Here is a 26,715-nt window from a genome sequence, read left to right as displayed (position 1 = left end):
TTAATGGTGCCGATCCGGTGACTCATCCTGGAACGCCCGAATATGCTCCTCGCCATCCAGGAATTCATGCGACTGGTGGGCGGCCATTACACCATGGTAACTAATGTCCAGACCCAGATCCTCCTCTTCTTCCGTGGAACGGACAGGAACAATCTTGCCGATCAGCTTCAGTCCGATCCAGGTCATAACAAATCCCCAGACGACCAGAGCCGTGAGTCCGAGCGCCTGAACACCCAGCAGCCTCCAGCCTCCTCCCGTGAACAAGCCACCATCGGTTGCAAATAAACCTACGGCAATCGTTCCCCACATCCCGGATACGGCATGAACAGGAAACGCGCCTACCGGATCATCAATCTGCCTGCGGTCCAGCCAATTCGTTGCAGCCATCATGAGCAACCCGGATACTGCACCGATGAATATCGCCGCTGCATCACCGACGAATGCACAACCCGCCGTAATGCCGACCAAACCGGCAAGCGAGCCATTAATGACCGATGGTGCATCCGAACGATTGAAACGGAACAAGGTGTACAGCAGCGTAACCGCACCGCCCGAAGCAGCAGATAACATCGTAACGATGGCTATGTGACCGATTCTTACATCTGTCGCACTGAGCGTACTTCCTGCATTGAAGCCAAACCAGCCGAACCACAGCAGAAATGCACCTACAGACGCTAGCGGCAGATTACTCGGAAGCGCGATCGCACTCACGCCAAGCGGCGTGTATTTGCCTTTCCGTGGCCCAATAATGATCGCAGCGGCGAGTGCCGAGAATCCGCCCAATGCGTGAATGACAGCGGAACCGGCGAAATCCTGCATGCCCAGCTTGCTGAGCCAGCCGCCGCCCCATGCCCAGTGTCCACCAATCGGATAAATAATCGCCGTCATCAATATGATGTACAGCAGATAGGCTCGAAAGTTAATCCGCTCAGCCACAGCACCCGATACGATGGAAATAACAGCAATGGTAAACGCCGCCTGGAACAGCCAGAATGTTTCCAAGGATACGGGCACATCCAGGTGAGACAGGTCACCATTCAGGAAAAATCCGGTTATCCCTACAAAACCTCCAACATCGGAGCCATACATCAAGCCAAATCCGATGGCATAGAAAAGCAATGTTCCAATCGTAATGTCAGCAAAAACCTTCATAATAATATTCACGCTATTTTTATAACGTACAAATCCAGCCTCCAGCAGGGCGAATCCGCCCTCCATCAACAAAATCATGGCTGCACTCAGTACGACCCAGACCGTATCAATCCCGGAGCTTAACGTCTCCAAAGTCATGCTTGTACATCCTCCGTTTCCCTAAGCTGTTTGATTTCCCGGATGGTTTCGGGCGTAAGCTCGATTTCGTCCCGTTCAATACTGTCCGGATGCTTGATTCGTTCGGCAATGCGATCCAGTTCTCGGATCCGCCGTCGAATCTGCTCCATTTTGCGAAAACGTTCCTTCACCTGAACCATATATTCCACCGCCTGGTGATGGGATGCGGGTCGTCCTGCAAACCATTTGCGTACGGTAGACAAGGATTGATATGCCACTTCTTCCGCACGTTTTTTTTGCTCGAATTGTTCGATTTTATGTTTGAGTGTTTCGATCTCGTTTTCTTTTTTGACCTTGAGCTGTTGGATAAGGTACAATAAATCGGACGATGATATTTGCAATGCTGTATGATGATACACCTCGTCAATTACTAACATACCATGTCAGGACTCCTCACATATCGAGTTACTTGTTATCGATTATAGAGTCCAGCAGCACTAAGCGTCAATCCTTTTTTTGGCGATGGCAACAGTTGAATCTGGTTTGTTTTTGATAAATCGCCTTATCTCAAATCTTATAACTTCCTATAACATAGAATATTAAACATAATTTCATATTTATCTTTGATTTTCCCTATGGTATACACCAAGCAACCACATTTCAGATACTGTATACACAAACTGACATCATTAAACTCCTAAAAAGGAGAGGATGGTACGATGTTCACTCGTAATGACGACATTCCTAGTCAAATCTGGGAAGCTGTAGAGCGTCATCTGGCACAGATTCAGGATATTAAACAAAGGCTGGGCGTATCGCGCACCTAAGTCATCCAACAGTTTTGTTCTATGTAAGCACAAAAACCTCCAATCCACGTACTGTAGATTCGGAGGTTTTCATTTGTTTTGATACTTTGTTATATTTTTTTGCCCAAAATCGCCAAATCCCGGTTGACACCATCCAGCACAGCCACTTCAGGGTAATACCCCCACTGTTCAAAGCCATGCTTCCGCAATAATCCCAGACTTGGTTCATTATGACCAAAGACAAAGCCCAGAATCGTCTTGATTCCAAGTGCAGGACAAGCGTCAAAAATCGTGCTCAGCAGTCGTCCACCCGCCCCAATTCCCCGGCAATCCTGATCCACATATACACTGACTTCCACTGTTCCATTGTACGCAGGTCGTCCATAAAAGGAGCTAAGACTGGCCCAGGCTACAACCTGCCCCTCATGCCTCATCACCCAGAGCGGGCGATGATCTGATGAATGCTCCTCAAACCACGGAATACGCTGGTCTACAGTCACCGGCTCCAAATCTGCCGTCACCATCCGGCTCTCGATCGTGGAATTATAGATTTCCACAATCCTTGGCAAGTCCTCACGGCGCGCATACTCTATCTGCACACTATCCAGCTTCATGTCTACTCCTCCATCATCCAGATCGATTCTATCTATCTTATGACGGTATTATAACGGAGGAAGCAAGCCGTCGTCATCCCCCAAACGCTCTGTCGGAATAAATGCTGACCTGGTGGCCCGAACCGACCTTCCTGTGCGAAGCCTGGTTTCGCTCAATCCCTTGGTACCTGATACTTATGACTCTGGCAATGCCTGAATGGTATTGCCGCGGGTTAACTGCTGGCTTTGATCCGCCCAACGAATGTTGATGGAACGAGCTTTGAACAGATCCGGGCCGTCCGATACCTGGAAGTGCAGATGAGCTTCGCTGGAGTTCCCTGAGTTGCCGAGTTCTCCAATGAGATCTCCCTGCTTGACTTTATCCCCCTTTTTGACTGCTACACTTCCCTTTTTTATGTGTGCTGTAATGCTATATTCGTCCTGACCATGGTCAATGACCACATAATTCCCCGCTGGCTCTTCCGGATTCATAACGCCTGGTGTATTGTCTGGAATGTCATTCCTGATCTCCACTACGGTCCCGTCCGCAGCAGCATAGAGCGGTTCACCAAAAGCATGGTAGCTTGCGTTCACCTTGGCATCCCCGTTATAGCTAAAACCTTCTTTGGACCGAACGATATCCAGCGCATAGCGCTGTGTTTCATGCTCGTAATGATAGTTCGACATCACATCATTGCCTCCCCAGAACACATACCATTCACCCTTTAAAGGGAGATGGAATTCGGTTTTGGTGAACTTTGGATCTGTATCCTCATGGCTCTCCAGTGGCTTGGTCAACATACCATCAATCTGATTGGCTTCGGTAAAATAGGCTTGAATCCCTTTTGTTCCTGTTTGATCTTTCCAGGCGAACTCGGTCAAATTGTTCATTTCAGCTGCGAACACTTGATCCAGGGAAGTTACTCCCTCTAAAAACTCGTCTGCAGTCGTTTGGAACTGTTCAAGTGTGATCGCTTCCTTCATTTGCGGACTAAACTGACGGTAAATGTCTTCCTTGGAACCTTTCATCAGGGTATCAACAAAATTGTCGGGGGTAACCATTGCACTCGCTTCTGAACCGGAATTTTGTTCCGTAGAAGTGCTCTCGCCCTCTTTATTGGTATTGGACGTCTGTTCGGCTGACTGCTTCTCCCCCTCCTCGGATGTAATCGAGTTATCGTTACCACAGGCAGACAATATCACACAAGCACTGAGGGCAATCGCAAGCATCTTCCAGCCCTTCCTGCTCTGTAATTTGTTGTGTGAAGCTTGCTCTGAATTCAGCTGACTTTCGCTGTTCATTCTCAACACCCCTTCTATTGATCGCTATACTTTCCAGTTAAGTGTACCGAATGAATCTTATGCTTCGTCTAACCCTTCCTTACTTGTAGTTAAATTGTGACAGCTTCCATTGGCTCATAATTAAGATTCCGTTAAGATATCTAACACGCCAAACTGTTCATATGGATGGTATGATTAGCAATAAAACAAAAGGAAACCCCAGGAGGTCATTTCACATCATGGACCACGTCTCCATCCTGCTTGTTGATGATGAACAAGCCATTTTGCATATGCTCAAAACCGTTCTGCTCAAAGAGCAATTTGTGGATATTGACACCGTCACGACTGCAGAAGAAGCCCTCACCGCCTGTGAAAATAAAACCTATCATTGCATCGTACTCGACATCATGCTGCCCGGCAAAAGCGGACTGGAAATCTGTCCTTTCCTCCGGCAAGTCACTGATGCACCGATTCTATTTTTGACTGCCAAAACAACGGATTATGACAAGTTAACCGGCTTCGCTGTTGGAGGGGATGATTATGTCGTCAAACCCTTTAATCCACTCGAAGTGGTAGCTCGCATCAAATCGCTGCTGAAACGTTATTTGCCTACCAAAATGGGGACAACCATAACTGTGAACCCACCCTTTTCTGACGTAACTTCGTCATCTTCTGCCTTGCAGGAAGGGATTTATGATTTTGGCCGTTTTCAAGTATTTGAACAAGCCGGTGAGTTGCAAGTTGAGGGGCAGCCCGTAACCTGTCCGGCTCTTGTCTATCAGCTGCTGCTCTTTTTCTGCAAGCATCCCAATCGTATTTTCACCAAATCGGAATTGTATGAGCGGGTATGGGGTTCGGAAGCCATCAGCGACGATAACACCGTTATGGTACATATCCACCGTATCCGTGAGCGTATTGAAGCTGATCCTTCTAACCCTGTCTTTCTTGTGAACGTCCGGGGTCTTGGCTACAAGCTCATTCAGCCAGAAAAAGCGTCCCGTTTATGAGTATTCGTCGCAGATTGATGACCCGGTTTATCGGGATGCTCGCTGGCGCAGTAATCCTAATCATCCTGTTGGGTTCTGCAGCCACCTACTGGGTCGTTCAAAGGATAAATGAAGTAAGTCTGGTGGATGACTTCGCTACAAGCGGACTGGACCAATTAATCAATACTGCAGAGATGAAGCCCGATGGCACGGTCCAATATGACCCCAAGCTGCTGGAGCAGGTTAAACATAATCAGGGATGGTTGCAGGTTCTGGATGAGAAGGGCTATGTCATTGACGATTTCCATACCCCCGACGATGTTCCGAAGCAATATAAGCCTGGAGAGTTGATTGCATACTGGGAAGCCAAAAAGCCGTTCCCCTATCAGATCATCATGCTGATTCGGGAGAAAAACGGCGAGAATTTTACCTTGCTGTACGGCGAGCGCAATCAGGCCCAATCCTTGCTTGATCAAGCCCGACAAAGCAGTTATTACACGAATGGTGAGCTTGTTCTTCAGCCCAAACAACAGGATGCCCTTCGCTCCAAAGGCGCCTACCTGCAAGTGTTGGACGCTTACGGCCATGAACTGGATTCCTTTAACAAACCCACCATAGGCGTCCCCAGCAGCTATAACATTCAGGAAATGGTTTTGCGTGTTCGTTATCCCAGTCGGTATGGAATATCGACCGCAACCTTGTACGATGAACAGAACAGCACAACCTGGATGATTAGCATACCTGTAGACCCATCTGCGTCAGGAGATCAGAATCCATATAAATTCATTTTGGCACCCGCTCTACTCGTGCTGCTTCTGTCCGTTGTCATTTTGCTTATCCTTCTGGCCCTATGGTATGCCAATCGTTTCGGTTCTCCCATGCTTCATATGCTCCAATGGCTCCAGCGCCTGGAACAGGGACATTATGAAGAACCCAAAGGCATTGGAGGCGCACCTCGCAGCCAGCGACGAAATGGCAAATGGAAACGGAAATACCACGTGTATGCCGAAGTGCTTCGCTCCATGCAGGCATTATCCGCAACATTGAAACAAGACGAAGAGCTCCGTAAAAAGACCGAGTCACTGCGCGAGGAATGGATTGCCGGTATAACGCATGACCTTAAGACACCGCTGTCCTCCATCCAGGGATACGCCCATATGCTTGAAGCACAGAAATACAGCTGGTCACCGGAAGAAGTACGAGAATTCGCGGGCATTATGCTGGACAAATCCATGTATATGGACCGGCTTGTGAATGACCTTGCCATGACGTACCGATTGCGAAGCGGTGGATACCAGCCACCTGTTGAAGAAACTGACGTAAATACGCTGCTGCATGATCTCGTCCAGCGTGCAGAACGCAACCCGGTATATGGCGAGGGGCGTATCGTGTTCCGACCTGCGAAAATTCCGGTATACGGCCATGTACATATTCCTTCGTTTGAACGCATTGTGGATAATCTGACCGCTAATGCCCTTCTGCATAATCCAGCGGAGTCGACTCTGACCGTTAGTGTGCATCCGGGTAAACAGGCTGGGGAGTTCAGTGTTCATTTTGCCGATGACGGTCAAGGAATGGACCCGGAACTGGTCTGGAGGCTGTTTGAACGATATTATCGAGGGACGGATACAGGCACATCCGATGTTGGATCAGGCCTTGGAATGGCGGTTACGAAAGGCTTAATTGAAGCGATGAAGGGTCGGATTGAAGTACAATCCACTTCTGGTGAGGGGACCGTCATTCGATTAATATGGGATGGGCAATCAGAACATGGGTAAAAACATTCCGCTTGACCTTTTCATTTTCAATCTATATAATCGACACTCAATAACACCTGTTCCCATATATTGATATGGACTTGAACGATATTCAGATCAATTCATTAGATATCGATTTTGCATATTTGGCGATGACCAGAGACAAGATTCCGTTTGCGTGCTGCCCAGAGAGAGAAGGGATTGGTGAAACCTTCTTCAGCGAACGAACCGGAATTACCCCTCTGCAGCCGTGAGCTCGAACCTCAGTTTTTCGGTCTTCTTTCTGAATTCCGGAAAGTTGTCAGTAGAGTTCACCGCCTGATCCCCGATAACGGATTCCAATGAGGGTTATGATGTTTCTTGCTTGCGGCGGCTGGTCGTGTTCAGGAGCATTCATAACCAAATTAGGGTGGAACCACGAGCTGAGCGCACTCGTCCCTTTTCCGGGACGGGTGTTTTTTGCGCTTCAAATTTCAATATTGGAGAGTGGTTCACATGAGTAATCCGAATAATAACAGCCAATTCAGCAACCAATCGAATGACCAACAGCAACCCGGGCATCCGATTGAAATTCGCCTGCAAGGCGGAGCTGTACGTTCTTACAACGCAGGCATCACTGTAGGAGCGGTCGCCTCATCCATCAGCACTAGTCTGGGCAAACAGGCCATTGGCGGTATTGTAAATGGTAAGAATGTCGATCTCGAATGTGAGCTTGAGCAAGATTGCGAACTCGTCATCGTTACACTGGACAGCGCGGAAGGCCTTTATCGTTACCGACACAGCGCTGCTCATATACTGGCACAGGCGCTCAAACGCATCTACGGTGCAGAACAAGTGAAACTGGGCATCGGACCTGTCATTGAAGATGGTTTCTATTACGATGTAGATCTGGAACATGCTCTATCAATCAGTGATTTGGCTGCCATTGAGCAAGAAATGAACAAAATCATAAAAGAAAATGAGAAAATTAGCCGCCGGGTAGTTAGCCGGGAAGAAGCACTTCGTATCTTTGGAGAGATTCAGGACCCGTATAAGCTTGAACTCATTCAGGATTTACCAGAGGACGCTGAGCTTTCGATCTATGACCAAGGGGAGTTTTTCGATCTCTGTCGCGGCCCTCATCTTCCGTCCACTGGTCGGATCAAGGCATTCAAACTGCTGAATGTGGCTGGTGCATACTGGCGCGGCAACTCGGATAATAAAATGCTGCAACGCATCTACGGCACTGCTTTCCCGAGTAAATCCCAATTGGATGAACATCTGCACATGCTCGAAGAAGCGAAGAAACGGGATCACCGCAAACTGGGCAAAGAACTTGAACTGTTCATGTTCTCCGAAGAAGCACCCGGCATGCCCTTCTATCTGCCCAAAGGCATGACTGTCCGTACAGAACTGGAGCAATTCTCCCGTGAGTTGCAGTTACAGGAAGGCTATCAGGAAGTTCGGACTCCCCTCATGATGAACAACCGTCTGTGGGAGCAATCCGGTCACTGGGAACATTACAAGGACAATATGTATTTCTCGGAAGTGGACGATGCGACTTTTGCCCTGAAACCAATGAACTGTCCAGGACACATGCTGATTTTCAAAAATAAACTCCATTCCTATCGTGAGCTGCCGATTCGTATGATGGAATTTGGCCAGGTCCATCGCCATGAATTCTCTGGAGCCCTGAACGGCATGATGCGGGTACGGACTTTCTGCCAGGATGATGCGCATCTCTATGTGATGCCAGAACAGATTGAGGATGAGATCAATCAGGCGATCTCATTGATTGGACGCATGTACGACATCTTTGGATTCGAGTACAAAATTGAACTGTCCACTCGCCCGGATGATTCCATGGGATCGGAAGAGCTGTGGGATCAGGCAGAAAGAGCACTGCAAAATGTACTTGATCGTCGCGGTGTGAAATACCGCATTAACGAGGGTGACGGTGCCTTTTACGGTCCGAAAATCGACTTTCACATTCTTGATGCACTGAAGCGCAGCTGGCAGTGCGGAACAATTCAGCTCGATTTTCAAATGCCCGAGAAGTTCGATCTCACTTATATTGGCGAGGATAGCCTGAAACACCGTCCAGTCGTGATCCATCGTGCCATCTATGGTTCGATCGATCGTTTCATCGGCATTCTGACTGAGCATTACGCCGGTGCGTTTCCACTCTGGCTCGCACCAGTCCAAGTGAAGCTGCTGCCGGTGTCAGATCATTACGCAGACTATGCGCTTCAAGTTCAAAGCCAGCTGCGGGCTGCCGGCATTCGGGTAGAAACAGACTTGCGCAGTGAGAAGCTCGGCTACAAAATCCGTGAAGCTCAGATGGAAAAGATACCTTACTCGCTCGTACTCGGGGAAAATGAGAAAAATGCCTCTTCCGCCTCTGTCCGTGCATACGGTCAGGGCGATCAAGGCATTCAGCGCATAGAAGCATTTATCGAGCTGATTCAGCAGGCCGTGAAGGCCAAAGCCTGAGCGGATCGATCAGATATTAGCTGTAAGCTGTAGTCTAATCCGATCGTAAAAACAGACAGTCTGAGGTAGAAGGGGCTGCTTCGCTTCTAAATTAATGACTTCATTGTGAGCGGCCCCTTCTGCATTGAAATTCGCAATTACAATTTCTCTTCGGGTCTGAGTCCAACCTGCTCTTCGCTCCACGTCCAGAAACGCTCCGCGGCTGAAGCATCCTGAGCATGAGCTTTCAGTTGCTGGTCCCTCCGCTGATAGAAGTAACGTCCGGTTACCCCTGCGACTTCTGGACTTGTCGCGAGATAGATAGCCGTTTGCGCTCCTTCTTCAGGAGAGAGAAAAAAGGGCAGCTTGCCCACCAAAGCCATAATACGTGTGCCAAACCCGGTATTGCGATCTACGCCAATACTTGTGCCAACCGCACCGGGATGCAGGCAGTTCACCGTAATCCGGGTATCCGCCAATTTACGAGCCAGAACACGGGTGAACAGCACGTTAGCCAGCTTGGATTGAGCATAGCTTTTAATCGGGTTATACCCTTTATGCAGGTGGGGATCTTCAAAGTGGATCTTGCCGGCTTTGTAAGCACCTGACGAAACATTCACTACACGCCCCTGCTTCGCAGACTTCAATGGTTCGATGAGGAGTAAGGTAAGCAGGAAATGTCCAAGATGGTTAATACCGATAGCTTGCTCGAAACCATCGGAGGTTTCTTGACGCTTCAACATGACGACACCCGCATTATTAACGAGAACGTCAAGTGTATCGTAACGCTCCCGGAAGGATTGGGCAAAATGACGGATACTCTCCAGTGACCCCAGGTCACACAGCATCAGTTCAATCGCAGTAGAACCGGACTGACGCAAGGCCTCCTCGAGAGCCTGCTGTCCGCGTTTCTCGCTGCGGCACGCCATAATTACGCGATATCCTCGCCTTGCAAGTTCAATGGTAGTTGCCAGACCCATTCCTGAGTTGGCTCCCGTAACAATTGCTGTTGGAATGGACATCAGGTACTTCCTTTCTTGAACCAGAGGTTCTTCCTATTTGGGGACAATCGTCTTCTTGTTTTCTAAGCACTGCTGCCGTCAATATGAGATAATTGAAAGATCACATATTGGTCGTAGAGGGAGGATACGTATGTTAACCAAAGAAGACTTCAAGAAACTGAAAAAAGAAGCGAAACATGAGATTGCACTGATCGAGCAGGAAGTTCAAAATCTTCAGCAAAAGATAGACTCCCCACTGCACGAAAAGGATAAACTGCGGAACGATGAAGAGGTTAAACATCTTACCCGAAATCGGAAAGAACGAAAATATAGTTCATGGACGATTGAATTATGCACAATTATTGAAGACCTGCTGAATCATCTATACCAACAAACGTACCAAAAGAAGTTTAATTCGATCCAGCTGATGAAAAATCCTGCATATCGTTCGTTATCCAATATCGAAATCCTTCAGGCTGAATTGAAAAGTCAGCACCTTTCCCCGAAATCGGGAGAGGAGAACGTTGAACAAGAAATAGCCAAAGTGTTTCAACTTCGAAATAAACTTATTCATTCCAACTTTTCTTATGCTTCCGTCATCAGAGAGAATCACGATGCGCAACAAGAGTTTGAATTCATCCTGGATACAGTGAAGAAATATAGAAAATACTTGAAATATAATCAGCCAGAGAATTAACGAATACATGATAAATTGCAAAATGGAAAATGGTCCTACACGATAAAGGAGGTGCTCCGGATTCGATCCGGAAACATATATGAACAATCCATCCATGGATATTACGATTCTACATCTTCATATTGTCACACCTGCGGGGAAAAACCCGATCTACCCTGTCATGTTGCGCGATGAAGATGGCGTTACGCTTGTGGATACAGGCATGATTGGCCAATTCGCCGAGCTTCAGTCCGCACTGGAGCATGAAGGCGTTCAGTTGTCTGATATCAAGCGCATTATTTTAACACATTCCGATATAGACCACATGGGTAACCTTGGTGCCCTTGTAAGTGCTGTTCCAGATGTGGAAATCTGGGCGCATAACGATGAAATTCCGTATATCACAGGGAAACAGCCCATGATCAAATTCACTCCGGAACGCAAGGCGTTGCTGCCTGCACCCGTAGCGGAGCTGGCGGAACAATTGATCTCACAACGGACTGAGTTCAACATTTCCAAAGTATTAGAGGACGGTGACATGCTGCCTCTACAAGGCGGTATTCAGGTCATTCATACACCAGGGCACACCCCAGGACATATCTGCCTGTACATCCGGGAGCAACAGTTCTTGCTTGCTGCCGATGAATTACGTGTGGTCGATGATGAATTGGTGGGTCCTGCTCCACCCGCAACACCGGACATGCCTGAAGCACTGCGCAGCTTGAAGAGGCTTCTCGGCCTGAAGCTGGAGAAAGTGCTTTGTTATCATGGTGGTGAGTACACCGATGAGCCCGGTCGGCGCATCGCCGAACTCGCGGAAAGCGCCGACTAATCGGTAGCAGCAACTAAGTTATATTTAATTAAATAATGAAGCGAAGGGCTGTCCCATACGTCATGAATATGGCGGGACAACCCTTTTCTATTTTGATAATCACGAGGGCATGTTCGATTAATACAATCGTTTGCACCCTAGTCTACTCTCAACTCTGCGGCGAAAGAACAATCAATCGGTCATCTCCATCACGCGGTGATCCCCTGCCATCCCGGTTATTCGTCAGCACATATAACTTCCCGTCTTCCCCGGCAGTTACATTGCGAATACGCCCCCACTCGCCTTCAAAAATCGGTTCCACCTGTGTTACTTGTGTGCCATCTTCAGACCGTGTAATTTTGAGTAATTGCTCACCCCGCAGATTGGCAGCAAGCAGAGACCCAGCCCATGGCCCTTCTTCTATAAAAGCTAAACCTGACGGGGCCCAAGTCTCATTACCACTGTGTGCAAGTGGAACCTGATATGTGCCACTGTCATCATCGTCTCCCTCCACTTCAGGCCAGCCATAATTCTCGCCGGCTTCAATCCGGTTGATTTCATCAAAATTACGCTGTCCATGCTCTGTGGCATACAGATAGCCACTGTCCGGGTTCCAGGCCAGTCCCTGTGCATTTCGATGTCCCATACTGTAGATCGGTGAATCCGGCCACGGGTTATCTTCTGGGATCGATCCGTCGAGACCAATCCGCAATATTTTGCCACCCAAGCTGTCTTTGTTCTGGGCCAGCTCCGGTTCATATCGTTCACCTGTCGTAATATAGAGCAGATTGTCCGGACCAATCTTGATCCGTCCTCCATTGTGATTCACCCCGCCAGGAATATTACTGAGCAGCTCTTTGTCTATAGTTGCCTTCCCATCACTCACCTTCAAGCGCAATACCCGATTGGCAATGTCCTCGCCTTCAAGATAGGAGTGATACGCATACAGGTAGCCATTATTGTCAAAGTTCGGATCAGCAGCAAGGCCGAGCAAGCCACCTTCCCCTTCTTCATTAAACGGAGCAGCAAATTCAATCAGCGGTTCAGGTGACAGCTCTCCATCCTCGATTAACCGAATGGTACCCGGTCGCTCCGTTACAAACATTCGCCCATCAGGCACACTAACCAACTCCCAGGGCACATGGAGTCCGTCGACCAGCACGGAAGCCTCGTAAGGAATTACAGCATTTTCGTCTGTTTCCTCTTCTCCACCACTCGCACGGTTATTGCCACCTTCGGCTGTCTGCCCCTGACCTGCCCCAATCTGCTGCGATTCTGTCGTCGGGTCAGCCGAAGCACATGCAGTCAACAAAGCTATACTGAGTAACGAAGCATATAACGGAACGCTTAGTCGATTATTCATGAATATATCTCCCTTCTAATGTCGTTGTTATATCGTGTAATCCTGGTTTCAAGAACTGTATAATCCATAGTAAGTAAATAAGCGAGCGAGCAAGTAAGCAACCCTACGCGGTTTCGCCCTGTATTACCCTTCCCTTCTGCCGCTTAAACGGGGAATTAAAGCTATTTTCCAGGCATCACGGTCTCCCATTTGGATTTCCCCGACATTCTTCTATAATAGAAAGATAGAACGAATGAAAGGTGGACGAATACACTCATGAATCAAACTCCTTTATCCCGTCTGGAAGCGGGTCTGTCTACACAAGGATTGGACGCCATGCTCATTACAGATCCGAAACATATTTACTATTTAACCGGTTTTGCCAGCAATCCGCATGAACGTTTCCTTGGGCTTGTTCTCGCACGCGGCGAAGAGCCGCTGTTGATCGTGCCCGCACTCGACGAGGAGGCTGCCGCTACCGCTTCTTCGGTATCCAACATCGCCACGCATTCAGATACGGACAATCCTTACGCCTTATTTGAGCGCTATCAGGGGCGTCTGGGCCGCGTAGGTCTCGAAAAAGAATACGTGACGGTCGCACGTTATGAACAGTTGACCGCCTCGCTGGGCGCTGCCAACTTTGAAGATGTCGGTCCTCTGCTTCGCACCTTGCGTGTGAAAAAAACACCGGATGAAGTCGCTCGTATTCGCCACGCCATCCATCTGATCGAAGAGACACTTCGTCAGGGGCTTTCCCACGTTCGTACAGGCGTTACCGAGATTGAACTGGTTGCCGAGATGGAATATCAGATGAAAAAACTGGGTGCAGACGGTCCTTCCTTCGATACCATGGTACTCACTGGGCCCAAAACAGGTCTGCCACATGGCACGCCAGGGGATCGCAAGCTCCAACACGGGGATCTGTTGATGTTTGATATGGGTGTATACGCGGGTGGGTATGCATCGGATATTACGCGCACATTTGCCTTTGGTGACATTTCACCTGAACTCCAAACGATCTACAACACCGTGCTCGCAGCAAACGAAGCTGCCATTCGTGCAGTTAAACCTGGCGTTACCTGTGCGGAGATTGACCGTGCTGCACGTCAGGTTACGGAAGAAGCCGGGTATGGCGAGCGTTTCCTGCACCGAGTCGGGCATGGATTGGGTATTGACGTGCATGAGTATCCTTCCCTGCATGGGCAGAACATGGACATTCTGGAGGAAGGTACGGTATTTACGATTGAGCCTGGCGTATATGTAACCGGCGCAGGCGGTGTACGTATCGAGGATGATGTACTTGTGACAGAAACTGGCGTTGAGGTGCTGACATCCTATCCGAAAGAGCTGCAAATCCTGACGGACTAATCCTTTTTGGGATCAGGCCCCTTGCGATTCGGTTTTCCTGAAGAAAATAAGGTGCCATAACCAAAAGTCCCGCGAAACCATGAATGCATGGTTCTGCGGGACTTTTGTGTTTGGATTTAGCATTTAGCGGACGGACTTACCTACAAATCTAGGCTTCATCCTTGAATTTAAAGCTTCGTGCAGCATATAGAAACGGCGTTCCTACCGCGGTCAATACAAATTTGATCACGTACGTCGTCAGGAAAATTTCAAGCCAGACATCCCATGGATAGATGAACGCAAAAGCGATTGTGCAGAATACCAGTGTATCCACAAACGAACTGATAATCGAGCTGCCGTTGGTACGTATCCACAACTGATTGCGCCCTGGCGCCACCTTGCGCAGCCAGCTGTACAGTCGCACATCCAGGAACTGACTGATGAAATAGGCCGACAGACTTCCGAGTGCCAGACGTGGCAGCAGACCAAACAGGGTTTTCATTGAATCCTGTGCAAAGTCCGTCGATGCGGGCTCAAAGAACAACACCATCTGCATAAGTACTGTCGTCATAATCAATGTGAAGAACCCGAACCATACAGCTTTACGTGCCTCACCTGGTCCATATTTCTCATTGAGCAGATCACTGGTCAGGTACATGCTGACATACATCGTATTGCCCAGCGTCAGAACGATCCCCATAATATCTATCGTTTTGGTCACCTGAATGTTGGCAATGACTGTTGCCACACCGATCCAGGCATACAGACCCTTTTTACCGAACAAGCGGTAACACAACAGAAAAAAGCCATACGTTACGAGAACAAAAAGCGCTCCCCATCCTAAATTAAACACAAATCATACACTGCCTTCCTAGTTTTGATTACGCGGGATGGTTACGAACCGCGGTTTGGCTCCGGGCCAAAACATGAATACTCTATCACATTTCACTACGGTTGAACAGCACTAAATAACTCCAGCTTGCTCTTGATTGCAAAAAACCGCCCTCCGGGTTAACCCGAAGGACGGCTGATTAAGCTTATGGTAATTACACACCCACCTGCATGTCAGAGGTGAAAAGTGAGTCCGAATCCATTACGCCTGAACGGCGGAATCCAGATCACGACTTTGATCATTGAATGTATCCTGATCGTTTTCTTTCAAAATTTTGCTGGATACGAGACCTGCGGTCATCGAATCGTTCACGTTCAGCGCCGTACGGCCCATGTCGATGAGTGGTTCAACCGAGATCAGCAAGCCTGCCAAAGCAACCGGCAGGTTCATCGTAGACAACACGATCAGGGAAGCGAAGGTTGCCCCGCCGCCTACACCGGCTACGCCGAATGAACTGATCACGACCACCAGGATCAGGGTAATGATGAAGTCCCAGCTCATCGGGTCGATCCCAACCGTAGGAGCAATCATGACCGCCAGCATGGCCGGATAGATCCCGGCGCAGCCGTTTTGACCAATGGTAGCCCCGAAACTTGCCGACAGGTTCGCAATCCCGTCCGATACGCCCAGTCTCTTCGTTTGTGTCTCCACGTTAAGCGGAATCGCTGCCGCACTTGAACGGGATGTGAAGGCAAATATCAGCGTGGGCAGAACCTTTTTCACATACGTAATAGGATTGAAGCCAAACAGTGAGATAATAATCAGGTGGATGATGAACATGACGATCAACGCCACGTAGGAAGCAATGACGAATTTGATCAGCTTCAGAATCTCATCTGGGTTCGTTGTTGCGGTTACCTTCGTAATCAGTGCCAGAATCCCGTAAGGGGTCAGCCTTAGCACCAGTGTTACAATCCGCATAACCACCGCATATACCGCATTAACCATGCCGCGGAACGTTTCCGCCTGCTGTGGTTTTTTGCGATCCAGTCCCAGTACCGCTACTCCGATAAAGGCCGAGAAAATAACAACAGCCAGCGTGGATGTACGACGTTCTCCGGTCATATCCGCGAACGGATTCGACGGAATGAACTCCAGTACTTGCTGTGGAATCGTCTGATCCTTCACGTCAACGAGACGTTCCTCCATCTTCTGCCCCTGTGCAAGCTCTCTGTCTCCACCCTCAATCTCAATGGAAGTCAGGTTGAAGCTCAAGCTCGTCACAATGCTCACGCTTGCGGCAATCGCCGTCGTGATGAGCAGGATGGCGATGATCGAAAGGCTCATTTTGCCAAGATTCTGCTTGCCCTTCAAATTCATGATGGCCGAAATGATGGAAACCATAATCAATGGAATCACGACCATTTGTAACAAACGAACATATCCTGAACCAGCCAGATTAAACCAATCGACCGACTTGGTGATAATGTCAGAATCAGATGTGTAAATCAGTTGCAGAATGACGCCATATACGACTCCAATGCCCAGCCCCGCAAATACACGCTTCGTAAAGGAAACATGCTTCTTCTGCATCCAGAACAGGACACCCAGAAGAGCGAGCATAACCACGACATTCAAAATGATTAAAAAGGTATTCATTTGTATAAATCCTCCTCAGTGTGAGTAACCGGATATTCGGTTTTCTACTCGCTCAAAAGCGATATTCAACAATATATCACATAACAAACTATTCTGGTAGGTATTAATTGATATTATGTAATATGTATGTAATTGATTCATCTATTTCTGAAAAAAATACACGAAATCGTGAAAATTATAGTATTCAACCTCCGGTTAATTTTGTAATATAGGTATATCCGCTTATTCCCAAGTTTTCTCAACGTGAAAATTAGGCCTTTCTTCGTTGGTATTTAGTCTTACGATGACGGAAAAGCGACAATGTTAATGAACATGACGTGAAAGGATGATTATATGTTTCGAAATCGCACCGTTGCCGGTAAAATCAGAGGCACATTGTTCCTCGTTTTGCTGGTTGCTTCCCTGTTGTTCAGTATCAGTTTCTACGCCGTGTCCATGAATATCATGCAAAGCTACGTGCTTCCGCAGTTCGACAAGGTCCTTAATACGTCCATTCAGGATATATACAAAAATACATCCGCCTCCAAAATATTGCAGGTGCAAAGTGGCGGCGCGGGTTCGGATGGAGCAGCATTGACCGTTGAATCCTATTTGGCTGGTAAAGCAAAAGAGCATAATTTGGACGCGGCCTATGTTGTAGCTGTCCAGGAAGATAAAGCTACCGTTGTGATCGCGAACGCCTCCTCAGGCATGAAAGCCGGAGATGAAATAGACGTAGACGCGGCAATGAATACAGCCACTGAGAAGAAAGAAATGGAAATCAGCGAGGTTTATTCCGATTCCTTCGGTGTACATAAAGCAGCCTTTATCCCAATAGCAGGAAGTAACATGATCATGGCTGTAAGTATGGATGCACAGTTCATCCAGGACAAAATTGCCCAGATTTTCTGGTTATGCCTCGGTATTACGGCATTGGTCTTTGTGCTTGGATGGCTTATCTCGACAAGCATGATCAAAAGAGTAACCAAACCGATCATCCAGCTCGTTCAACATAGCAAACAGATCTCACAAGGTGACTTGACCGCAGAACTTCAGATTAGAGGCAAGGATGAAATCGCACAGCTCGCTTCAAGCTTCCAGACAATGACTCATAATTTGAAAGAAATGATTAGCCGTGCCCTCTCTACGTCCAATGAGGTTGTGGAAGGCTCCAATGATCTGCTCAAGCGGGTTGAATCCATGTCCGATATGGTGAAAGATTCCAGCCGTTCTGCTGAAAGTGTGGAGAAAGGCAGTGAAAGTATCGCTTCCAGCGCAGCCGAAAATGCAAGAGCCATGGAAGAAATTACGCAGGGCATCATGCATATTGCCTCTTCTTCCGCCGAAGTATCCGAGCAGATCGGAGATGCTGCGACCGAAGCGGTTAATGGTAACCGTCTGGCTCAGGATGCCATTCAGCAAATGGAACGTGTGGGTCAGACTGCAAACGAATCTCTGCGTTATGTGGAAACAATGAACGAGCGTTCGATCGCTATTGGGACCATTGTTCAATCCATTTTTGAAATCACGAAACAGATCAACATGCTGTCCCTCAATGCGTCCATTGAAGCAGCACGCGCCGGAGAGCATGGACGCGGGTTCGCGGTCGTTGCCGGAGAAGTACGCAAATTGGCGGAACAATCCAAGACAGCTACTGAGGAAATCTCCGATTACCTGGGTACCATTCGTGAAGACGCAGAACGTTCCGTTGATGCCATGAACCGCGTAACCCAAGAGATTGGCTCAGGTACTCACGTGGTTCAACAGGCAGGCTCCGCGTTCCAGCAGCTTAACGAATTGATTCAGAACGTAAATCTGACGATTCAGACGGTATCCGCATCTACTCAGCAAGTATCTGCCGGAGCTGAAGAAGTCAGTGCATCCGTGGAAGAAACGGCTCAGATTACGTCCAAGTCGCGTCAAAGCATGCAGCAAATTGCTTCTACAGCGGATCTTCAACTCAGCGAGATGGATTCACACTCGAACACCGTTCGCCATCTGCATGAACAAGCCGTAGAACTGCAATCCGCCATGAAGAACTTCAAAATAAACTAACAGGTATACCATTAACCCATCATTCCCACATTTAATCAAATCATATCATCAGAATTTGCAAATACCCCCATGTTCAGTATCGTTCCAGGTTATAGGGAACGGCTGCACCATGGGGGTATTCTTTTGGACAATATGCTGGGACGCATCTTATTAAGGTGCCTGAACACCCATAATCTCGTACACACGCTGCATATCCAATGAAGAGCGTAATGATTCGGCTACACGGTCAAACTCCATTTCCTTGCGTTCCCGGGCACTGTACGTCTCCAGCAGCGGAGCAAGCCCTTTTCCTTCACGAAGACCATTAAGCCACGAACGCCGGAACTGATCACTTTCAAACAAACCATGCAGGTACGTCCCCCACACTTTTCCGTCCATTGTGCCCCAGCCTTCATTGAAGGGCTGACCACCCGGATGGGCGATTTCGAACAAGGCAGTTACACGTTCAGGATCATGACACTCGGTAACTCCCATATGAATCTCGTAACCTTCGATGGACAACGAGCTTGCTGTAACGCTTTCCTCGTGCAAACGTATTGGATGAAGACCGTGTACATGCCCGGAGGCTCTTACCGTTTGTTTGTTCTGGAGAAACGTTGTAGAGAGCGGAAGCCATCCAAGTCCATTCGCTTCCTGAACCTGATTCGCTTCCACAGCGAAGGGGTCTTTGAGATGTTGCCCAAGCATCTGGTACCCACCACATATGCCCACAAGTTGAACATGTTCACGCTCCGTCTGGCTGGCAATCGCTTGCTCCAGTCCGGAAGCACGTAGAAATGCCAGATCTCCAATCGTATCCTTCGTACCCGGAAGCAGAATGGCATCGGGATGCCCCAGTTCATCGGGAGAAGTCACGTATCGCACATTCACATCCGGTTCCCGGGAAAGTGCGTCAAAATCAGTAAAGTTGGAAATACGCGGATAACGAATCACCGCAAGGTCAAGCTCCTGCTGACCGGATTTGCCGTGACGCATCGAGTCGAGCACCACCGAGTCCTCCGCTTCGATCTGAATATCGCTTATGTAAGGTAATACGCCTAGTACGGGAATACCTGTCCGTTCTTCGAGCCAGTCCAAACCTGGCTGCAGCAAGGATAGATCGCCACGAAACTTGTTAATGATGAACCCTTTCACACGCTGAGCCTCATGTGGCTCGAGCAGCTCCAGTGTACCTACAATGGAGGCAAATACGCCGCCACGATCAATATCCGAGATCAGAATGACCGGGGCATCTGCCCAGCCCGCCAAATTCATGTTAACGATATCCCGATCCTTCAGATTGATCTCCGCAGGACTTCCGGCGCCTTCCATTAGTACAATATCATACGTCCCACGTAACCGATTCAGCGCATCCATGACCGTCTGTTTGGCTTCGGGCAGAAAATACTGCCGATAATCCCACGCACTCATCTGTGCAAGAGGTACACCGTGCACCACAATCTGGGAATGCATATCCCGTATCGGCTTGATCAGAATCGGATTCATGTCCGTCGTCGCTTCAATGCCGCATGCCTCAGCCTGCGCTCCCTGGGCTCTGCCGATTTCCTTGCCGTCTTCGGTGACGTACGAATTCAAAGCCATATTCTGTGATTTGAACGGAGCTGGCCTGAAGCCATCCTGCTTGAATATTCGGCATAAGGCCGTCGTAATTACGCTTTTCCCCACATCCGATGCTGTCCCTTGCAGCATTAATACTGCCGCCGTTTGTTTGGACGTTTGTGCAGACGTTTCTTCCACCTTCCCTCACCTCAGCTCTCCGCGTTATATCAAAAAGAATCCCTGCAACAGACTAAGTACCGTTAGCAGTGCGGCTTCCAGCAACTCATTCATAGCCCCATACGTGTCCCCTGTAAGTCCGCCCAGCCGTTCACTGATACGCCCGGCAACGAATTTGCCAATTACATAGCCAGCCAGTGGCACCGCAATGATCGCTGCAACGGGATATAGCCACCAGGGTAAAGTTCCCAATCCATTCTCTGTCGCCAGTACCTGGAACATAGCTGTATCCGGCTGTAAGATCCATACCACTGCCAACGTGATCACACCTGCCAAAATGGTAAGCCCTATCGCAGAGCTGCGTGCACGCTGGACTTCCCGCCGCTCTCCCAATCCCTTGAACAGGACAGCAAGTCCATCGTCCTTCCGGGCATTCGGCCAGGCCGCCATGGCATACACCATGAACCAACGGCTCCAGATCATCGGCAGGATAAGCAAAGCTCCATAGGCCCAGTTGCCACGTGCGATAAAATCAGCAATCAAAGCTGCTTTCATCATCAACAGCAGGACACAAGCGATCACGCCCATGGCCCCCACACGACTGTCTTTCATAATCTCCAGCATTCGCTCACGGGTGCGATAACTGAGCAGCCCGTCTGCCGTATCCATCCAACCATCCAGATGAAGACCCCCGGTTAACCATACCCATAACGTCAAGGTTAATACCGCTGCCGGAAACGATGGAAGCAGCGCACCCGTCAGGGCTCCGCCCAGCCAGACACACAATCCGATGGCCGCACCAACCAGCGGGTAATACACTACACTCTCCCGCAATAATGGCGGGACGAAATCAAGCTGCATTTTTACCGGGAAACGGGACAGAAATTGAAAAGCGGCCGCAGCCGCATGTTTTTGGTCAACGTCTCCTTTACTCATAAACGGTACTCCTTGCTTTTCAGCTCAATCGCAATACCCACAGTCACCAGAAACACTTCCCGGCTAATCGCAGCAATCCGCTGATTGAGAATACCTGCCAAATCCCGATATCTTCGGCCGAGCGCATACTCGGGTACAATGCCATCGCCCACTTCGTTGGTGACAAGCACAAGTAGACCCGGATACGACTTAATGGCTGCTACCAGCGCATCCATATGATCGTACAGCACCTGCTCAGGTTCATGTTCATGAGCTAACAGCACATTGGTTAACCACAATGTAAGACAATCCACCAAAATGGTCGGAGCAGATGTACCCGTATAGGACTCTCCCATACGAGTAATGAATTCAGCCAATTCCAGCGGTTCCTCCACCGTATGCCACAGATATCCTGCTTCATTCCGCTGGTTCTGATGCAGACGTATACGCTCGCGCATCTCGTCATCATAGGCCTGTGCTGTCGCAACATACCAGGCCTCAGAAGATCGCTGCATACAGAGGCGCTCGGCAAATGAACTCTTTCCACTCCGCGCCCCACCCGTCACAAGTACACTCATGGAGATACCTCTCCTTGAACGGATGAACCAGGAGAAGCGGATGAAGCATCATTGGGTTGAGTTTCTGTCGTGCCGTCCGATACCCCAGCACTTGCAAATGTCGCCATTTCCGCGAGAATACGGCATGACGCATCAATCAGATGGAGACTGAGCACGCCACCAGTACCTTCACCCAATCGCATGTCGAGGTCCAGCATGGGCTTCAGACCAAGTTCACGAAGCAACGCGGCATGTCCGCTTTCATGTGATGTGTGGGAAGCAATCATATATTCTGTACTCACTGGAGCCAGCTGTCTGGCAATCAATGCGGCAGCGGTGGAGATAAATCCATCCACCACCACAGGGCATCCGTTTGCAGCAGCCGCAAGAATTACACCCGTCAGTCCGGCAATCTCCAGTCCACCCACTTTGCACAATACATCGAGTGCATCTTCTGCATCGGGAGCATTCACGCTAAGGGCCTGGCTGACCACTGCGGCTTTGCGCTGCAAACCGGCATCATCCACACCTGTTCCCCGACCCACTGCTGAAGCAGGGGCTGTTCCGGTTAATGCACACATCACTGCAGCACTTGCAGTCGTATTACCGATGCCCATCTCTCCAGTGACAAACAACTGTGTTCCCTTCGCTACCTCAGCCGAGACCACTTCAACTCCTGCAAGAATGGCCTGAATGGCTTCGTCACGGGTCATCGCAGCCCCCTTCGCCATGTTGGCTGTGCCTTTGCGGACTTTGCGCGAGACCAAATCCGGATGATCCAAATCGGCATTCACTCCAATATCCACACAGATTACATTCGCTCCAGCGTGGCGCGCAAGGACATTGACAGCGGCTCCTCCAGCGAGGAAATTCAGGACCATTTGCGGAGTTACCTCAGCAGGAAAAGCACTAATTCCTTCTTCAACCACTCCATGATCCGCAGCCATCACGATTACAGATCTGCGATCAAAGCAAGGCCGAGCCTCACCGGTGATTCCCGCTAGACGAATAACCAGCTGTTCCAGCTTGCCCAGACTGCCGGGTGGCTTCGTTAATGCATCCACATGTGCAGAGGCTTCAGCCGCGACTTCTTGATTAGGACCCACGATCCGACCCATTAACTGTTTCAACACCTGTTCATTATTCATACAGCCAGCACTTCCTTCATCAAGATATGGGGGTCGCCCCCGCTTCACTCACTTCTTCTCCCGCCTCAGCAGCAGCTGTGGCAATCCATTGTCGGGATGACACACCATGGCCGGGCTCACATGGAATATCCTGTAGATGTTCTCTTCCGTCATCAACGAATGGGGTGTACCATTCCCTACGCATGTCCCGTCACGGAGTGCCAGAATATGATCACAAAATTGGGCGGCCAGGTTCAGATCATGCAGCACCGCCACAATGGTAATATGATTTTTTTGACGCCACGCTGATAATAACTCCATGAATTGCAATTGATATTTGATATCGAGAAAGGTGGTTGGCTCGTCAAGCAGCAACAGTCTGGGCTCCTGAGCCATGACTTTGGCAAGAGCAACACGCTGCCGCTGCCCACCACTAAGTTCATCCAAAGGCCGTTCGGCCATGTCACTCAAGCCCAATTCTTCGAGTACTCGGTCGACCACTGCCGCTCCATCCGCCGGTTCCTTTCCGAACCAGTTCTGGTAAGGATATCGACCCATCTCGACAACATCCCTTACGGGATAAGAGATGGCCGGGAGACCATCCTGCTGCAATACGGCAATCATACGTGACAAGTCTTTACGAGTGTATGAGGAAATGTCCCTTCCATCAATCTGAATGCGGCCTGCGTTCGGCTGTTCGGTTCCGGCAAGGAGTTGAAGCAAGGTTGATTTGCCACTGCCATTCGGACCCACAACGCCCCACCATTCACCCTCTGTGACTTGCCAGTCCACCGCATGCAGCGCCCGATGATTGTCATACATTTTCCCTGCTCCCGTGACTTCGATCAATGGCATGCTCTCGCTAAGGCCTGTCCTCATGATCGTACTCATGGCATCATCCCTTTCCGCAGCTTTTTGTTCCGGTGCAGCAGATACGCGAAGAATGGCGCTCCAACAAAGGCCGTAACTACACCCAGCGGAATTTCGGTCGGCGCCAGTAATGAGCGTGCAATTGTGTCTGCCCAGACCATGAAGATGGCCCCACCAATCGCGGACAAAGGCACCAGCAAGCGATAATCAGGCCCAACGATCAGTCGAAGAATATGCGGAATGACCAATCCAACGAAACCAATTACGCCGGATACGGAGACTGCACCTGCCGTAAGCAGCGTACCCACTGCAAGCACGGACAGCTTCAATCCATCCACCCTAACCCCGATATGCGCGGCCTGACGCTCCCCGAGGGCAAGCACATTCAATGAACGCGCACGACTCCAGAGGAAGATCAATCCCAGCACGAAATACGGGAAAAGGATGGCCGTATACGACCACCCACGCAGTGACAGGCTTCCCATCGTCCAGTATATAATTTCATTAATGGTCTGTTTTGACATCGTCGACAGGAAGGAAACGACTGCTCCCAGAAAACTTTGCATGACCACCCCAGCCAGAATCAGGCTGTGTGTCGGTATTTTGCGTCCCTCACGAGCGAGGGCCAGCACAAACCATAATGTGATTACTCCCGTCAGAAACGCGACCAGTGGCAAGGTCCAGATCCCGATCAGCGCATACTGCAAACCGAAAAAAATCAGAAAAGCCGCACCCACCGATGCACCGGACGATACGCCCAAGGTAAACGGATCAGCCAGAGGGTTACGAAGAACCCCCTGGAATCCCGTTCCGGCAATCGCCAGTGATGCACCTACAAGTACGGCCAGCAGTACGCGTGGGAACCTGACTTTCCATATAATCTGTTCTGCTGCTGTATTCCAGTCAGGAACAATCCAGTTGCCCAGCCAGGGAATGCGATGAAGCAGGATGCCTGCAATGTCCCGGACAGGCAGGGCAACCGAACCGATGCCAGTGCAGATGAGCACTGTCAATACAAGCAGCACAATCCCGGCCATTCCGTACACTGCCAGCTTCTTGCTCATTTGAACAGGTCAGGATAGATCGCTTTGGCTACTTCTTTCAGACCTTGGGTTACCCGTGGTCCCGGACGGCTCAGCAGGTTGGCATCCAGGCCGATGACTGCATCGTTTTTCACAGCCGTGATTTGATCCCAGCCGCTGCGGGCTTTGATGATTTGATCCAGTGTTTTGGAATTTTCATCAATGACATCATTCGCATACAGAATAACGTCCGGATTGGAAGCAATAACATTCTCCTCGTTAATTTCATACCAACCGTCTTTGTCGGATGCTATGTTGGTACCTCCGGCCAGTGTAATCAATTCATCCATGAATTCACCTTTACCTACAGTCCAGCCTGGGGAGAATTCCACATATACTTTTTTCTTCTCTTCCGGTTTAACCGCCTTCACAGCTTCAGTCACATCAGACACGTCCTGTTTCATCTGGGTGATGATCTCCTGTGCCTTTTCCTGATGATCCGTAATTTTACCAAAGGTTTCGATGTTGGTCATCACATCATCAACTGATTTGGGATTTGTTTTGAAAATGGTAATGCCCAAATCGCGCAGTTTCTTCACAGACTCTTCGCTCATCGAAATACCTGTAAATACGATGTCTGCTTCAGCTGCAATAATTGATTCTTCGTTAGGCTTCGTTATGCCGCCCATTTTTTGTTTTTTCGTTGCGGCTTCCGGATAATCGTCATAGTCGGATACCCCTACGATCTGCTCGTCCAATCCGAGTGCAAACAGGGATTCCGTTTCAGCTGGTGATACAGATACGATTTTGGCTGGCGCTTTGTCAAACGTAAACGATTCACCTGTAGCGTCGGTGACCGTGATTGGATATTGTGTTTTGAGATCCGTTTGTGTCTGCCCTTGGGATTGCTCCTGTGCAGGTTGTGAGGTTCCCGTACCCTCTTTCGTTGTTGTTGTACCACATCCGGCCAGAGCCAATGCCAGCATCGCTGCACTTAGCAGGGACGCCGTGCCTTTCCATGTCTTGAAATTCATTGTGTTCATTCTCCCCTTCTCTATTCATTCTGTTGAGTAGTGCTCCTGTCCCATTTCCGCTTGAATTTGTGTTCCTATATAAGTTGAACCAATAAAACTTTACACTAGGCCACTACGATTGCAGTACCATCTTCCGATCGCTGTTATCCCCAGATTTTTTTGATCCCCTTTTTGAAAAGGGAAAAATCCGGTGATAAGCATATGCTTCCGATGCAGCTTTCTTTCAGAAAGCTTTTAGGCGAACGCATACGCTTCTTCAGATTGGTTCTGCACTCTTCGTTCTCGTGTAATTATTCGGTTCATCTTATATGAAAAAATAAAATCCCCAATCCTTGGGTCAGGATTAGGGATGACGTCTCGCATGTGGCGATCTGCACATGGTCAGCTTGGCGCTGTATATGCACAGAAAAATGCCCGAAACGCTGTCCTTTCCTCGAAGGAACACCGGTTTAAAACGTCCAGGGCAGGTAACCTGACTTACAGGAATTCATCCTGATTTACAGTGGCGGGACCGTGCCGGATTTACACCGGCTTCCCTATTTCACCCGTTTGCCGTTCATGGCCTCATATAAGCCCATAAAACATTGCTGCATGCACGCGGGACCCTTGGTCGCTGATATTGTTTAACC

The 26,715-nt window shown here is 49.2% G+C and carries 22 protein-coding genes and 1 riboswitch; of the genes, 7 read left to right on the top strand and 15 right to left on the bottom strand.

The window, feature by feature from the left end; genetic code table 11:
* From JNUCC31_RS22715 to JNUCC31_RS22700, 4 genes are all read right to left on the bottom strand, one after another.
* Complete coding sequence (locus JNUCC31_RS22715) at nt 1–1,290, bottom strand: ammonium transporter (RefSeq protein WP_192265007.1); 1,290 nt, start codon at nt 1,288–1,290, stop codon at nt 1–3.
* Nucleotides 1,287–1,706 carry a hypothetical protein gene (locus tag JNUCC31_RS22710; RefSeq protein ID WP_192265005.1) on the bottom strand — a complete coding sequence of 140 codons (420 nt, stop codon included), beginning with the start codon at nt 1,704–1,706 and terminating at the stop codon, nt 1,287–1,289. The genes JNUCC31_RS22715 and JNUCC31_RS22710 overlap by 4 nt, the downstream gene beginning before the upstream one ends.
* Before the next feature lie 479 nt (nt 1,707–2,185).
* On the bottom strand, nt 2,186–2,689 hold the full coding sequence (locus tag JNUCC31_RS22705) for a GNAT family N-acetyltransferase (protein WP_192265002.1): 504 nt from the start codon (nt 2,687–2,689) through the stop codon (nt 2,186–2,188).
* A gap of 174 nt (nt 2,690–2,863) precedes the next feature.
* Nucleotides 2,864–3,970, bottom strand: coding sequence for a M23 family metallopeptidase (locus JNUCC31_RS22700; RefSeq protein WP_228469191.1), 1,107 nt, complete (start codon nt 3,968–3,970; stop codon nt 2,864–2,866).
* Between the two features lie 218 nt (nt 3,971–4,188).
* On the opposite strand from JNUCC31_RS22700, the gene JNUCC31_RS22695 reads away from it, so the two are divergent.
* The 3 genes from JNUCC31_RS22695 (at nt 4,189) to thrS (ending at nt 9,164) form a co-directional block, all read left to right on the top strand.
* Nucleotides 4,189–4,956 (top strand): response regulator transcription factor, encoded by a 768-nt coding sequence (locus tag JNUCC31_RS22695; RefSeq protein WP_192265000.1) that lies wholly within the window; start codon nt 4,189–4,191, stop codon nt 4,954–4,956.
* Nucleotides 4,953–6,713: a sensor histidine kinase gene (locus JNUCC31_RS22690; protein WP_192264998.1), complete on the top strand. Its 1,761-nt coding sequence runs from the start codon at nt 4,953–4,955 to the stop codon at nt 6,711–6,713. The genes JNUCC31_RS22695 and JNUCC31_RS22690 overlap by 4 nt, the downstream gene beginning before the upstream one ends.
* Before the next feature lie 474 nt (nt 6,714–7,187).
* Complete coding sequence (gene thrS, locus JNUCC31_RS22685) at nt 7,188–9,164, top strand: threonine--tRNA ligase (RefSeq protein WP_228469190.1); 1,977 nt, start codon at nt 7,188–7,190, stop codon at nt 9,162–9,164.
* A 137-nt stretch (nt 9,165–9,301) separates the two neighbouring features.
* Here the strand turns inward: thrS and JNUCC31_RS22680 are convergent, their stop codons facing one another.
* Nucleotides 9,302–10,165 (bottom strand): SDR family oxidoreductase, encoded by an 864-nt coding sequence (locus JNUCC31_RS22680; RefSeq protein ID WP_192264996.1) that lies wholly within the window; start codon nt 10,163–10,165, stop codon nt 9,302–9,304.
* Between the two features lie 130 nt (nt 10,166–10,295).
* Between JNUCC31_RS22680 and JNUCC31_RS22675 the strand changes: the two genes are divergently transcribed.
* Both JNUCC31_RS22675 and JNUCC31_RS22670 read left to right on the top strand, forming a co-directional pair.
* Nucleotides 10,296–10,841, top strand: a complete 546-nt coding sequence (locus JNUCC31_RS22675; RefSeq protein WP_192264994.1) for a hypothetical protein — start codon at nt 10,296–10,298, stop codon at nt 10,839–10,841.
* Nucleotides 10,842–10,935: 94 nt separating this feature from the next.
* Nucleotides 10,936–11,652: an MBL fold metallo-hydrolase gene (locus JNUCC31_RS22670; RefSeq protein WP_228469189.1), complete on the top strand. Its 717-nt coding sequence runs from the start codon at nt 10,936–10,938 to the stop codon at nt 11,650–11,652.
* Between the two features lie 148 nt (nt 11,653–11,800).
* On the opposite strand, the gene JNUCC31_RS22665 is transcribed toward JNUCC31_RS22670, so the two are convergent.
* Nucleotides 11,801–12,994: a PQQ-dependent sugar dehydrogenase gene (locus JNUCC31_RS22665; protein WP_192264990.1), complete on the bottom strand. Its 1,194-nt coding sequence runs from the start codon at nt 12,992–12,994 to the stop codon at nt 11,801–11,803.
* 255 nt (nt 12,995–13,249) lie between these two features.
* Between JNUCC31_RS22665 and JNUCC31_RS22660 the strand changes: the two genes are divergently transcribed.
* The gene (locus JNUCC31_RS22660) at nt 13,250–14,341 is read left to right on the top strand and encodes a M24 family metallopeptidase (RefSeq protein WP_192264987.1); all 1,092 of its coding nucleotides are present in this window, start codon (nt 13,250–13,252) and stop codon (nt 14,339–14,341) included.
* Between the two features lie 148 nt (nt 14,342–14,489).
* On the opposite strand, the gene JNUCC31_RS22655 is transcribed toward JNUCC31_RS22660, so the two are convergent.
* Complete coding sequence (locus JNUCC31_RS22655) at nt 14,490–15,173, bottom strand: queuosine precursor transporter (RefSeq protein ID WP_192264985.1); 684 nt, start codon at nt 15,171–15,173, stop codon at nt 14,490–14,492.
* A gap of 240 nt (nt 15,174–15,413) precedes the next feature.
* A complete protein-coding gene (locus tag JNUCC31_RS22650) occupies nt 15,414–16,811 on the bottom strand; it encodes an L-cystine transporter (RefSeq protein ID WP_192264983.1) in 1,398 nt (465 codons plus the stop codon).
* A gap of 333 nt (nt 16,812–17,144) precedes the next feature.
* Here JNUCC31_RS22650 and JNUCC31_RS22645 point away from each other — a divergent pair, with 333 nt between their 5' ends.
* Nucleotides 17,145–18,845, top strand: coding sequence for a methyl-accepting chemotaxis protein (locus JNUCC31_RS22645; RefSeq protein ID WP_192264981.1), 1,701 nt, complete (start codon nt 17,145–17,147; stop codon nt 18,843–18,845).
* A gap of 150 nt (nt 18,846–18,995) precedes the next feature.
* Here the strand turns inward: JNUCC31_RS22645 and JNUCC31_RS22640 are convergent, their stop codons facing one another.
* The 7 genes from JNUCC31_RS22640 to JNUCC31_RS22610 form a co-directional block, all read right to left on the bottom strand.
* A complete protein-coding gene (locus JNUCC31_RS22640) occupies nt 18,996–20,534 on the bottom strand; it encodes a cobyric acid synthase (RefSeq protein WP_192273256.1) in 1,539 nt (512 codons plus the stop codon).
* Between the two features lie 72 nt (nt 20,535–20,606).
* Nucleotides 20,607–21,497, bottom strand: a complete 891-nt coding sequence (gene cobS, locus JNUCC31_RS22635; RefSeq protein WP_192264979.1) for an adenosylcobinamide-GDP ribazoletransferase — start codon at nt 21,495–21,497, stop codon at nt 20,607–20,609.
* Complete coding sequence (cobU, locus tag JNUCC31_RS22630) at nt 21,494–22,054, bottom strand: bifunctional adenosylcobinamide kinase/adenosylcobinamide-phosphate guanylyltransferase (protein WP_192264977.1); 561 nt, start codon at nt 22,052–22,054, stop codon at nt 21,494–21,496. Before cobU ends, cobS begins: the two co-directional genes overlap by 4 nt.
* A complete protein-coding gene (cobT, locus tag JNUCC31_RS22625) occupies nt 22,051–23,181 on the bottom strand; it encodes a nicotinate-nucleotide--dimethylbenzimidazole phosphoribosyltransferase (RefSeq protein ID WP_192264973.1) in 1,131 nt (376 codons plus the stop codon). The genes cobU and cobT overlap by 4 nt, the downstream gene beginning before the upstream one ends.
* A gap of 48 nt (nt 23,182–23,229) precedes the next feature.
* Nucleotides 23,230–24,051 carry an ABC transporter ATP-binding protein gene (locus tag JNUCC31_RS22620; RefSeq protein ID WP_192264971.1) on the bottom strand — a complete coding sequence of 274 codons (822 nt, stop codon included), beginning with the start codon at nt 24,049–24,051 and terminating at the stop codon, nt 23,230–23,232.
* Nucleotides 24,048–25,094, bottom strand: coding sequence for a FecCD family ABC transporter permease (locus JNUCC31_RS22615; protein ID WP_192264969.1), 1,047 nt, complete (start codon nt 25,092–25,094; stop codon nt 24,048–24,050). Before JNUCC31_RS22615 ends, JNUCC31_RS22620 begins: the two co-directional genes overlap by 4 nt.
* A complete protein-coding gene (locus JNUCC31_RS22610; RefSeq protein WP_192264967.1) occupies nt 25,091–26,095 on the bottom strand; it encodes an ABC transporter substrate-binding protein in 1,005 nt (334 codons plus the stop codon). Before JNUCC31_RS22610 ends, JNUCC31_RS22615 begins: the two co-directional genes overlap by 4 nt.
* A 436-nt stretch (nt 26,096–26,531) precedes the next feature.
* Nucleotides 26,532–26,668, bottom strand: a riboswitch (cobalamin riboswitch).
* Nucleotides 26,669–26,715: the final 47 nt, after the last annotated feature.

The organism is Paenibacillus sp. JNUCC-31, from assembly GCF_014844075.1.
Classification (GTDB): Bacteria; Bacillota; Bacilli; order Paenibacillales; family Paenibacillaceae; genus Paenibacillus.
Note: the sequence above shows the minus strand (reverse complement) of the source record. Positions and strands in the feature narration are given on the sequence as shown.